Origin of the sequence: Opitutus terrae PB90-1 (genome assembly GCF_000019965.1) — a bacterium.
Lineage (GTDB): Bacteria > Verrucomicrobiota > Verrucomicrobiia > Opitutales > Opitutaceae > Opitutus > Opitutus terrae.
Window position 1 is genome coordinate 4,592,788 of sequence record NC_010571.1, and the last position, 12,276, is coordinate 4,605,063.

Below are 12,276 nucleotides of genomic sequence, written 5' to 3' on the forward strand. Positions count from 1 at the left end.
TCTCGCCGACGGGCTTGTGTCCCGGCGCGCCGATCGCAACCCTGGCCGTTGCCCATGGCCTCACCTCGCTATCGCCATATCATCTGGGACTGGAACGGCACGCTGCTCGACGATCTCGATCTCTGCATTGAGATCATGAATGGGCTCCTGGCGCCGCGCGGGCTCGCCGTCCTCGATCGCGCGCGCCACCACGCACTCTTCGATTTTCCGGTCCGTGATTACTATCGCCGCCTGGGATTCGATACGCAGCGCGATCCGTTCGAACGGCTGAGCGTGGATTTTATCGACGTCTACGACCGCCGCCGCTGGGAGTGTCGGCTGCACGCCGAAGCCGAAGCGATGCTCCGCGCGGCGCGCACCGCCGGGATTTCCCAATCCATCCTTTCGGCCTACCGTCAGGAAACGTTGCAGGAGATCGTCCGACATCTCGGACTCGCCGACTATTTCATCCGAATGATTGGACTCGATAACATCTATGCCCACAGCAAGGTGGAACTCGGCCGCGCCTGGCTGCAGGAACTCGGCCTGCCCCGTGACCAGGTGGTCCTGGTGGGCGACACCCGGCACGATCATGAGGTCGCGCAAGCGCTCGAGGTAGACTGCGTGCTCGTCACCTGGGGACATCATTCCTTGGAAAAGCTGCAGACCCCGGGCACGCGCGTAGTGCCGAACTTCTCCGCGCTGGCCACCGAACTGGGACTCGCCGTCACCGCATAGCGTATTCACAATCCGGCGCCAACCGGTTCGGATGGCAGGCCCGCGCGGTGAGCGGGCCCGGCCTCGCCTCTCATTCCGCCGGATGGGGCAGCGGCGGCGGGAAGCGCTGGTCGAGAAAATCCTGCAGGATGAGCGTCGCGGCCCGCGAGTCGATCACCCCGCTCGCCCGCACTGCGCGGCGCTGCGTTTTGCTGATGGTGGCCTCCGCTTCGTAGCTGGTCAGCCGTTCGTCGACGAGGTGTACGTCCACGCCCGCCAGCTCGGTGCGCAGTCGCGCCGCCACCGCTTCCGCCTCCTTCGCCTTGGGGCCGGCCGTGTCGTCCATGTTGAGCGGATGCCCGACGACGAGGTCGGTCACGCGCCGTTGCCGCGCCGTCGCGAGCAAGCTCTGCCAGCGTTTCGCCGGATCGGCCTCGACCAGCGCGGGCAAAGGCGTGGCCACGCCGAGCTCGTCGCCGTACGCCAATCCGATCCGGCGCGTGCCGTAGTCGATGCCCAGACAACGCATGCCTCAGTCCGGCGCGGCGGCGTTCCGAGCGCAATTTCATTTGCGAGCGCGGCGGATCGCCGCGAACTGTTCGGCCATGCCCGAATCACTGCCTGAACTCTCGCCCGCCGAGCTGGCGCGTTATTCCCGGCACCTCCTGCTCGAGCAGGTCGGCCTCGCGGGTCAGCGCCGGATCGCCGCCGCGCGCGTGCTGGTGATCGGCGCCGGCGGCCTGGGCAGCCCCGCCGGCTTGTATCTCGCCGCCGCGGGCATCGGCACGCTCGGCATCGCCGACCTCGATCGTGTGGAGGCGCACAACCTTCAACGCCAGCTGCTGCATGACACCGCCAGCGTCGGCGAACCCAAGGTCTCCTCCGCCGCCCGGCGATTGCGCGGGTTGAACCCCCACGTGCGCGTCGTGGAGCATGCATCGGGCGTGACCACCGAAAATGCGCCCGGGCTTTTCGCCAACTACGACGTGATCGTCGATGGCACCGACAATTTCGACGCGCGTTATATGAACAACGACGCGGCGTTCCACGCCGGGAAGCCGCTGGTGTTCGGGAGCGTCTTCAAATTCGAGGGGCAGGTCGCGGTATTCGATCCGGCGCACGACGGCCCATGCTATCGCTGTCTTTTCCCCGAGCCGCCAGCCAGCGGCAGTGTGCCGGGCTGCGGCGAAGCCGGAGTGCTGGGCGCGCTCTGTGGAGTCATCGGCAGCCTGCAAGCGCTCGAAACGATCAAGCTGGTGACCGGCGTGGGCGCTCCGCTCCGGGGCAAGCTGCTCACTTACGATGCGCTCACGCAAACGTTCCAAACCTTGGCGCTAGCCAGGAATCCGTCGTGTCCACTCTGTGGCGACGGCGCGATCGCCCCGGCCGCGCAACTGCCGCCTCGCGCTCCCGACGCGCCGCGCGAGATTTCCGCCGCCGAGGCGCGGCACCGCCTCGATACCACGCCGGAGCAAACGCTGCTGCTCGACGTGCGCGAGCCGTGGGAGACCGAGATCGTGCGCATCGCGGGCGCGGAACATATTCCGATGCGACAGGTGCCGGCCCGGCTCAGCACGTTGCCGAAGGACCGCGATCTGCTGGTGCTCTGTCATCACGGCAGCCGCAGTCGCCAAGTGAGCGAGTTTCTCCGCGCGCAGGGATTTCCCCGCGCCATCAACGTCGCCGGCGGCATCGCCGCGTGGACCGACGAAGTCGACCCCTCGCTCGTCCGCTATTGAGGCGCACCGCGACGTGCGCCAACAACAAGAGCCCCGCGAAGCGGGGCTCCGAAAACCTACAGCACCGGCGGGCGGACTACTTGCGGGCTTTGACCAACCCGAGCGCTTTCTTGATATTCTGTACGCTCGGCAGCGAAATCCCCACGGCCTTGGCGATCTCCGCGCCGGTCTTGCCGGACTCCACCAGCGACTTCACTTTTGACTTCGTCTCGGCGGTGATGACCGCGCGCTTGCGGCGCTTCTTGCCACCCGCGGCTGGCTGCGCTTTCGCGGCGGCCCGGCCGCCTTTGCCGCGTTGCGCGGCACGCACGGCGGCCGCGAACGCGTCGACGCTTTCAAACCCATAACGGGACGGCAATGCGGCCAGCTCGCGATTGAGTTCCGCGGCGATGCTCTTCTCCAGGGCAGCAACTTTGGCTTTCGTGGCCGCCAGCGCTTTGATTTTGTCGGTTACCATAGGAACGGCAAACCTACGCGCACCCGTCACTATAGCAAGTAGTCTATAGACGAATGAGTGGCGTTTATCATTCCCCGCCGCGAGCGGTGCATCCGTTGGCGCATCAAAAGAGGATCAGACTTGCACGACGCCCGCTCCCGGTGACTTTAGCGCCATGGCCCGGATACCGCTCGAAGACAATTTCACCGATGTGATCGGCAAGGCGCAGCGCGGGCTGCACATCACGGACGCGGACCTCGCGGGCCGCGCCGGCATCTCAACCGAGGATCTGGCCGCGCTCAAATCGGGTCGGCCGCTCGTCGCCGTGCTCCGGCGGGTGGCCCGCCACCTCCGGCTCAGTCCGGACGCTTTGGAGGCGCTGGCGACCAATGCCTGGTATCCGGCGCAACCCAATTTCCCGACCGGCTTTGCCGCTTTCAACACCCGTTACGATGACATGACGGTGAACAGCTACCTCGTGTGGGACGCACGCTCCAAGCAGGCCGCCGCGTTCGACACCGGCGCCGACAGCCAGGCCCTGGTCGATACGGCGGCAGCCGAGCACCTGTCGGTCCGGTATTTGTTCCTCACCCATACCCACGAAGATCACATTGCTGATCTGGCACGGTTGGTCGCCGCGACCGGCGCCGAAGTTTGGAGCCACGAGAAAGAACCGCTGCCCGGCGCCAAGACGTTTCGGGAGAACGCGCATTTCCACCTCGGTCCGCTCGCGATCAAGACGCTGCTCACGCCCGGGCATTCGCCGGGACTGACCACCTTTTACGTGACCGGCCTCAGCTGGCCGCTCGCGGTCACGGGAGACGCGATCTTCGCCAGCTCGATCGGAGGCAGCACGACCGATTTCGAGCAGCAATATCGTGCGACCCGCGACAAGGTCCTGAGTCTGCCGCGCGACACCGTTCTCGCGCCGGGGCACGGTCCGCTCACGACGGTCGCGCAGGAAAAACAGGCCAATCCTTTTTTTGCGCGTTAAGTGCTGGCCGAACCAGAGCCGGCCTCGGCAGCGGTGACTTCCAGCTGCCGTTTTGCTGCCATTTTCCTTAACTGATTGATTATCAGTTGGAGGCGCGGGCCGGAATTGAACCGGCGCATAGAGGTTTTGCAGACCTCGGCCTTACCACTTGGCTACCGCGCCCTAGAAACTGAGATCCCGCCACTTACAGTTCGGTGCCCCTCGAGGAGACGTGCCGTAAGCTGGGAGAGTGGAACTTACTACGCGCGGCAAAAAGTCAACGGCAAGGAAAAACCCTGCCGATTCGGCCCCTTGCTCGGTTTCTAACTGCCCCTCCCCTTGGGCATCGAGCCGACAGAAAACCTCGGGCCTCACCCTTTCTGCCTACGACTGGCGCATGAGTATTTAACCCTAGTTTTTCGTTGAGGTTTACACTCCAGAAAAACCCGTTCCGTGCCGATACGTAACCGCCCAAGTCATGAAGGTCCACCGCGAGCCTCTCGTCCATCGCCGCCTTCTCCGCGGCTGGATCGCCGCGTTCGCAGCCTTTTTCCTGGCAGTTCAGGCGCGCGGACAACTGGTCGTCGTCAATGAAACCTTCAAAGATACGACCTTCGCTGCTGGAGCTTCCTGGGTGGTCGGCGGCACCAACTACACGCCGAACCTGACCGCCGCGAGCGGCGTGGATTCCCCGGGCAACGGCTGGTTGCGACTCACGAGTGCAGGCGGTCAGCAAGCGACGTACGCGTATGACTCGCAGTCGTTCAACGGCGCGGACGCCACGATCGCCGTAAAGTTCAGCTACGCAGCCTACGGCGGCTCCGGTGCGGACGGCATCACCTTCTTCCTGGCCGACGCGAGCAAGACGTTCTCCGTGGGCGCGTATGGTGGCAGTCTCGGTTACGCCCAGAAGACCCTCGTCGCCGGCGGCGAAGCAGACATTCAGGGCATGAACGGCGGCTACATCGGTCTGGGCATTGACGAGTTTGGCAACTACTCGAATGCCACCGAGGGCCGTATCGGCGGCATCGGTTCCAATCCGGGGAATGTTTCTGTACGCGGCCCTGGCTCCAGCTACAGCGGATACGACTACCTGGGCGGCACGGGCTCGCTGAGCACGCCGATCGCCTTCTCGGGCGCCAGCCGGCCGACGGGCGACAATGCCCGAATCTTCCAGGTCGTCATCACCGCCACCAACCAGCTGACGGTGTTCATGCAGGCCGGCGAAACTGCGCCGATGGAGGCCCTCTACTCGATCGACCTTTCCGGCTATGCCCGGCCCGAAGACCTGATCCTGGGGTTCACCGGCAGCACGGGCGGTTCGACCAACATCCACGAAATCCAGGGCCTGTCGCTCACGAGCCTGAAGGCCGATCTTTGGACCAACAGCGGCGGTACGAGCACCTGGGCGAACGGTTCGAACTGGGATGGCACCGACGGCAACATTCCCGAGGTGGGCGCCGACATCCTGCTCAACAACCGTTACGTGAGCACGCCGCAGACGATCGATGTGGGTGGTACGCGCTCGATCCGCAGCCTCCAGATCGACGCGCCCTTCGCCTACACGCTCAACAACGGCGCCATCGAATTCAACGACCAAGGCGTGCTCGGGCCGTCGGGGATCTTCGTTTCCAAGGGCAACGGCTCCGCCAATCACACCGTGAATTCCGCGCTGGTGGCGCGGAACGCCATCACGATCACCAACAGCAGCACGGGCACGCTGCAGTTGAACGGCACGCTCGCCACCGACGGCAACGCGGTCACGCTCAGCGGCACGGGCAACACCGCGCTCGCGGGCGTGGTTTCCGGCGGCGGCAGCATCACAAAACTCGGCGCCGGCAACGCAACACTATCAGGCAACAACACCTACTCCGGTGGCACGACGTTGCAGGCCGGCACGCTCACCGCCGGGCACAACAATGCCTTCGGCACCGGCGATATCACGATCAAGGGCGGCACGCTCGCCTCCAGCGCCGGGAACGTCGTCGCCAACGCCGTCGTCCTCAAGGGCAATGCCGGGGTGAGCAACATCACGACCAGCGGCACGCTCACTCAGACCGGAGGCAACTACACGCTGTCGATGGCCAACGCCACGCAGTCCGGTGTTGTGAACCTGTCGAACAACACGACCTCGCGCAGCCTGACCGTCGCCGTCGGCAGCGGCACTTCGACGATCTCGGGCGTGATTCAGGACGGCGGTGGCAGCACGGCCGGCAATCTCACCAAGACGGGCTCAGGCACGTTGGTGCTCGGCGGGGCCAACACCTACACTGGCACGACCTCGATCGACGCCGGCACCCTGCAACTCGGCGCGAATGACCGGCTGGCGGATACGAGCAGCGTGAGCATCGCCGCGTCCGGCACACTCAACCTCAACGGCTATTCCGACAAGGTGGGCTCGCTCACCGCGATCGGCGGCGCGACGCTGAACTTCGGCAGCCCCACGGGCGCGAACACCTTTGTCTTCGGCAACTACACCGCCCCCGCGAGCGGCGTGCTCGTGGTCAACAACTGGCAGCAGGGCGTCGACACGCTGGCCACCTCGGTCGGCGGACAGAACGTGAGCAGCGTCTACTTCTCCGGATTCGGCGTAGCCCAAGTCGCCGGCGCGCGGTCCGACAACATGTATGGCACCGGCGCGAACGGCGCCTATCTGCTGACGCCGGCGGCGGCCAGCTACAAGGAATGGGACGGCAGCTCCAGCACTGCCTGGACCAACAACAACAATTGGACCTCGGCCGGCGCTCCCAACTCGACCCAGGTCGCCCTGTTCGACGCGTTGGGCGTGGGCCGCACCACGGCGTCCCTGGCCAACAACAGCACCACGATCGCCGGCATCAAATTCGGGAGCGGAGCGAGCGTCAGCTACACGCTCACCAGCAATGCCAACCGCACCCTCACGCTGTCGGGCGCGGTGCCTTACATCCAACAGCAGAGTTCGAAGAACCAGACGATCTCCGTCGGCACCCTCGCGCTCGGCGCCAACAGCGTCGCCGACATCACCGGCGCGGGTAATCTGGCCATCACCTCGGTCATTTCCGGCACCAACCGTGCGCTCATCAAGGACGGCAATGGCGCCGGCAAGTTGATCCTCTCCGGCAACAACACGTTTTCCGGCGGCCTCTACGTGAACAACGGCGTGGCCCAGGCCAACAGCAATACCGCGCTCGGCACGGGCACCGCGACCGTTTCACCGGGCGCCACCCTCGAAGTCTCCGGCAGCCGCACGATCGCCAACGCCCTCTCCCTGAGCGGCGCCGGCGTCGGCGGCAATGGCGCGCTCCGCAGCGTCGCGGGCGCCAACACCTTCTCCGGCACGATCACCGAGACCGGCGACACCACCATCGTCGCGGACACCGGCACGACGCTCAGCCTGACCGGGAATATCACCGGCACGGCAGTCGACACGACGTTCGGCGGCGCCGGCAGCTTCACCGTCAACCGGATTACCACCGACACGGGCGGCGTAACGCTCGCGGGCACCGGCACGCTGACAATGGCCGGCACGACCAACGCGAACACCTATACCGGCGCCACCACGGTCAATTCCGGCACCCTGGTCCTTTCGAAGACGGCCGGCACGACCGCAGTCGCCGGGAATCTGATCATCGGCGACGGAGCCGGCGCCGGTTCCAGCGCCGTCGTCCGGCTCGGCGCGGCCAACCAGATTGCGGATACGTCGGCGGTGGTCCTCGGCAGCGATGGTTTGCTCAACCTCAATGGCTCGTCTGAAACGATCGCCTCGCTTGCCGGCTCCGGCGTGATCGACAACGCGAGTACGACGGCCACGACCCTCACGTTCGGTGACACGGGCAGCACCACGTTCAGCGGATTGATTCAAGACTCCGGCACCGGCAATCTCTCCCTGGTCAAACAGGGTTCCGGCAAGATCACGCTCACCGGTGCCAACACCTACGCCGGCACCACGTCGCTCGCCAGCGGCATTATCGCGATCCAGCACAACACCGCCCTCGGCTCGGGCGCGGCGACCATCAGCAGCGGCGCCAACCTCGAGGTGGCGGGCGGGCTCACCGTGACGAATGCGATCGCGCTGAACGGGCCGGGCACGCTGGCCAATGACGGCGCGATTCAAAGCACCGCCGGCAACAACACGCTGTCAGGCAATCTTACACTGCAGAGCGCCAGTCGGCTCGTGGCCGACGCGAGCAGCTCGCTCACCCTCACTGGCGCAGCGCTCACCAGCACCGCCGGGAGCGCGCAAAACCTCAGCTTCGGCGGCGCCGGCGACATCACCGTCAACAAGGTCATCGGCAGCGCCACGGCGGCGAACAACGTCGGCACGCTCACCAAGGATGGCGACGGCACGCTGGTGCTCACCGCCGCGAATCTCTTCAGCGGCGCCACGACGATCAACGCCGGCACGCTCGAGCTTCGCAGCAATGCCGGCCTCGGCGCCACCGCGACCGGCACGGCCGTGGCAAACGGCGCCACCTTGGCGCTCGCGAACAATATTACGTCCGCCGAGTCGCAGATCGCCATCAGCGGCGCCGGTGTCGGCGGCGCGGGTGCCCTGCGCAATCTCAGCGGCACCAACACGCTTTCCGGCGCCATCGCCCTGAACGCCGCCGCGACCATCGGAGTGGACGCAGGCTCGCTCACCGCTTCCGGCGTCGTGTCCGGCGCCAACAGTTTGACGAAGGTCGGCGCGGGCTCGCTCACCCTCTCGGGCACCGCCGCCAACACCTTCAGCGGTGGCGTCACGGTCAACGAAGGCACGCTCGCCCTCGCCAAGACGGCCAACGTCAGCGCCGTCGGCTCCGGCAACGTAACGATCGGCGATGCCACCGGCGCCGCCAACTCGGCCGTCGTGCAACTGACGAACGCCAATCAAATCGGCGCCACTGCCAACGTCACCATCAACTCCGACGGGCAGCTGAACCTCAACAGCAAGAACGAGACGATCGGTTCTCTCGCCGGTTCCGGCAGCGTGACGCTCGGCAGCACGGCCAACCTCCTGACCGTCGGCAACACGACGAGCACGGTCTTCACCGGCTCGGTCACCACCACCGGCACGGGCGCGGTGACCAAGACCGGCACCGGCACCCTGCAGATCGGCGGCATCAGCGGCTCCAACTCTTTCGCCGCTGCCACGCTCAATCTGAACCAGGGCACGGTGCAGCTCGGCGCCAGCAACATCCTCGGCACCGCGCTCAATTTCAACGGCGGCACCTTCTCGGTCAATGGCTTCGACGAGACGGTCAGCAGCGCCACGCTCACCAGCAGCTCGATCCTCGACTTCAACAGCCTCGCGGGCGTGTTCGATCTGAGCAGCGGCATCTACATCGGCGGCACGCTCACGATCAACGGCTGGGCTGGCAGCATCAGCGGCGGCGGCGCCAGCCAGCTGCTGCTCGGCGGCACGATCACGGGGGCGCTGCTGGGGAACATCAACTTCACCGGCTATGGCTCCGGCGCGCAGATTGTGAACGGCGAAATCGTGCCGATCACCGGCACGGTCTACACGTGGAAGGCCGCCGGCGGCGGCAACTGGGTGGCCGATGCCAACTGGAATCCCGATCCTCCCCTCACCGGCGTGGGCCCGACGGGAGCCGGCGTCTCCGTGGTCTTCGGCAACGCCCTCACCGCCGACAGCACGGTCGCGCTCACCGCCGGCAAGACGGTCGGCTACATGACGTTCAACGACGACAACCGCTATACGATCAGCGGCAGCACCGTGACGATGGATGTCAACTCCGGCTCGGCGCAGATCAACGTCAGCAACAGCGGCGGCGGCACCATCGCCTCGACGCTGGCGTTGTCCGATGCCCTGCAGATCGCGCAGAACTCTTCCAGCCAGTTCATCATCTCGGGCAACATCACCGGCACCGCGCGCAACCTCACGGTCGGCGGCTCGGGCGACACGCTCATCAGCGGGAACATCGCCACGACGACCGGCACGCTGACCAAGAACAACGCCGGCACGCTCACGTTGTCCGGCACCAACACGTTCACCGGCGCGACCACCGTCAACGCCGGCGTGCTCGCCATCAGCAGCGAGACCAATCTCGGCAACAACCCCGCCGCACTCAGCGCGGCTCAGCTCACGCTCAACGGCGGCACGCTGCGCACGATCACCAACGCCGTCACGCTCGACGATGCCAACCGCGGTGTGACGATCGGCGCCAGCGGCGGCACGTTCGACACGGTGAGCAACCTGACGATCGGCGGCACGGGAGCCGCGACGAATGTGCTCGCGATCAACGGCACCCTTACGAAGACCGGCAGTGGGACGCTCACCTTCGCCGGCACGGGCGCGAACACCGGCAACGGCGCCGTCAACGTCGACGCCGGCACGCTCGCGATCACCAAGAGCGCCAACGTCTCCGCGCTCGGCGACACCGCCGCCGTCACGATCGGCTCGGGCGCCACGCTCCAGTTCAACGGCACGAGCACCTACACCGCGGAAACGATCGGCAGCCTGGCCGGCGGCGGCACGGTCACCAACGCCAGCGCCGGCGCATTCGCGCTCACCGCCGGCGGCGCCGGTACTTCCACCACGTTCTCCGGTGCGCTGCAGAACACCGGCGGCGCGCTCTCGCTCACCAAGACCGGCGCCGGCACGCTCACGCTCACCGACACCGCCGGCGCCAGCAACTTCACGGGCGCCACCACGGTGAACGCAGGCGCGCTCAATATCCGCGCCGGCACCGCGCTCGGTTCCACCACCGGCGGCACCACGGTCGCTTCCGGTGCCGCGCTCGAATTGCAGGGCGGGATCAGTGTGGGCACGGAGGCGTTGAGCCTCACCGGCACCGGCGTCGGCGCCAACGGCGCGCTGCGCAATATCAGCGGCAACAATTCTTTCGCCGGCGCAATCACCCTCGGCGGCGCCACCGAAATCCAAAGCGACAGCGGCACGCTGACGTTGTCGGGCGGGATCGGCGGCGCGCAGAATCTGACGCTCGCCGGCGTGGGCAACACCACGGTGTCCGGCGCAATCACCACGGGAGCCGGCACGCTAACGAAAGCCGATTCCGGCTACGCGGTGCTCTCGGGCGTGAACACGTTCACGGGCGCGACGAGCATAACCGGCGGCACGCTCGAAATCCGCAGCAACGCCGCGCTGGGCACGACCGCCGGCGCCACCACCGTCTCCGCGGGCGGCACGCTCGCGCTCTCGTCCGGCATCAGCACCGCCGAGGGCCTGACGATCAACGGCGTGGGCTCCAGTTCCGCGGGCGCGCTCCGCAGCCTCAGTGGCAACAACACCGTGAGCGGCACCGTCGCGCTCGGCAGTTCCAGCCTCGTCGGCGTGGATGCGGATACGCTCACTGTTTCGGGCGTGGTCTCCGGCGGTGGCTCCTTGACCAAGGTCGGCGCCGGCACGCTGGCACTCAACGCCACCAACACCTACACGGGCGGCACCGCCATCAACGCTGGCATCGTGCAGATCGCCGCCGACCGCGGACTCGGCGCGCTGCCCGGCACGGCCACGCCGGGCAACGTGACGCTCAACGGCGGCACGCTCGCCACGACGTTTACCGGTGCGCTCACCACCAACCGCGGCGTCGCACTCGGCGCCGCCGGCGGTACGATCAGCCCCTCGGCCGGCACCACGCTCACCTACGGCGGCATCGTTGCCGGCACCGGCGCGCTCACCAAGAGCGGCGACGGCACGCTCACGCTCACCGGCGCCAACACTTACAGTGGCGGCACCGCGCTCACCGGCGGCACCCTCAGCATCAACAGCGACGCGCGGCTCGGCGCGGTGCCCGGGACCCCGAACGCCAATCACCTGACGTTCGCCGGCGGCACGCTCGCCACCACCGCCTCGATGACGCTCAATCCGAACCGCGGCGTCCAAGTCAGCGGCGCCGGCGGCAAGATCAGCGTGGCCAACGGCACGACCTTGAGCTTCGGCGGCACGATCACGGGACCGGGTGAACTCGAGCTCGCGCTCGGCGGCTCCGGCGTGTTCGCCCTCACCAACGATATCAACTGGACCGGCGGCACACTCGCCCTCGGCGGCGGCACGTTCCGGCTGGCCGGTTACGATCTGTCAGTCGGCACGCTGCGCATCACCGGTGACACCATCCTCGATTTCGGCAGCGGCCTCGCCTCCATCCTCACGACGGCGAACGTCATCATCCAGGAAGGTGCCACGCTCACGATCACCAACTGGGTCAACGGCACCGACCAGTTCATTGCCACGAATTCGCTCGCAAGCAGCAACGGCACGCAGGCGCAGCGCGGCGCCACCGGCGTGGCGCCGCAAAACCAGATCGTCTTCACCGGCTTCGGCGGCAATTCCAGCCGCTGGTCGAGCTATGACAACCAGATCACCCCGGTGCCCGAGCCGTCCACCTACGGCCTGATCCTGCTCGGCGGCTGCCTCGGGCTGTTCGCCTGGCGCCGGTGGAAGAAGCAGCCGGCTGCTCGCGCGTAAGCGACGTTTCGGCGGCGCGCGCGCC

At 66.8% G+C, this 12,276-nt stretch carries 6 protein-coding genes and 1 tRNA gene; 4 read left to right on the plus strand and 3 right to left on the minus strand.

What is annotated here, in order from left to right; all coding sequences use genetic code 11:
- Positions 1 to 54 precede the first annotated feature (54 nt).
- Positions 55 to 717: an HAD family hydrolase gene (locus tag OTER_RS17825; protein WP_012376335.1), complete on the plus strand. Its 663-nt coding sequence runs from the start codon at positions 55 to 57 to the stop codon at positions 715 to 717.
- A 70-nt stretch (positions 718 to 787) separates the two neighbouring features.
- Here the strand turns inward: OTER_RS17825 and ruvX are convergent, their stop codons facing one another.
- Positions 788 to 1,225 carry a Holliday junction resolvase RuvX gene (ruvX, locus tag OTER_RS17830; protein WP_012376336.1) on the minus strand — a complete coding sequence of 146 codons (438 nt, stop codon included), beginning with the start codon at positions 1,223 to 1,225 and terminating at the stop codon, positions 788 to 790.
- Between the two features lie 76 nt (positions 1,226 to 1,301).
- On the opposite strand from ruvX, the gene moeB reads away from it, so the two are divergent.
- On the plus strand, positions 1,302 to 2,435 hold the full coding sequence (gene moeB / locus OTER_RS17835) for a molybdopterin-synthase adenylyltransferase MoeB (RefSeq protein WP_012376337.1): 1,134 nt from the start codon (positions 1,302 to 1,304) through the stop codon (positions 2,433 to 2,435).
- Positions 2,436 to 2,511: 76 nt separating this feature from the next.
- On the opposite strand, the gene OTER_RS17840 is transcribed toward moeB, so the two are convergent.
- A complete protein-coding gene (locus tag OTER_RS17840) occupies positions 2,512 to 2,922 on the minus strand; it encodes a helix-turn-helix domain-containing protein (protein ID WP_193372193.1) in 411 nt (136 codons plus the stop codon).
- A 124-nt stretch (positions 2,923 to 3,046) separates the two neighbouring features.
- Here OTER_RS17840 and OTER_RS17845 point away from each other — a divergent pair, with 124 nt between their 5' ends.
- A complete protein-coding gene (locus tag OTER_RS17845) occupies positions 3,047 to 3,865 on the plus strand; it encodes an MBL fold metallo-hydrolase (RefSeq protein ID WP_012376339.1) in 819 nt (272 codons plus the stop codon).
- Between the two features lie 87 nt (positions 3,866 to 3,952).
- Here the strand turns inward: OTER_RS17845 and OTER_RS17850 are convergent.
- Positions 3,953 to 4,027: transfer RNA gene (locus OTER_RS17850), tRNA-Cys, on the minus strand.
- A 295-nt stretch (positions 4,028 to 4,322) separates the two neighbouring features.
- Here OTER_RS17850 and OTER_RS17855 point away from each other — a divergent pair.
- On the plus strand, positions 4,323 to 12,251 hold the full coding sequence (locus tag OTER_RS17855; protein ID WP_012376340.1) for a beta strand repeat-containing protein: 7,929 nt from the start codon (positions 4,323 to 4,325) through the stop codon (positions 12,249 to 12,251).
- The last annotated feature ends 25 nt before the right edge of the window (positions 12,252 to 12,276 follow it).

Excerpts from the sequence above, each read along its gene's own strand:
- OTER_RS17825 (WP_012376335.1), top strand. The coding sequence starts at position 55 with ATGGCCTCACCTCGCTATCGCCATATCATCTGGGACTGGAACGGCACG.
- OTER_RS17845 (WP_012376339.1), top strand. The coding sequence starts at position 3,047 with ATGGCCCGGATACCGCTCGAAGACAATTTCACCGATGTGATCGGCAAG.
- ruvX (WP_012376336.1), bottom strand. The coding sequence starts at position 1,225 with ATGCGTTGTCTGGGCATCGACTACGGCACGCGCCGGATCGGATTGGCG.
- OTER_RS17855 (WP_012376340.1), top strand. The coding sequence starts at position 4,323 with ATGAAGGTCCACCGCGAGCCTCTCGTCCATCGCCGCCTTCTCCGCGGC.
- moeB (WP_012376337.1), top strand. The coding sequence starts at position 1,302 with ATGCCCGAATCACTGCCTGAACTCTCGCCCGCCGAGCTGGCGCGTTAT.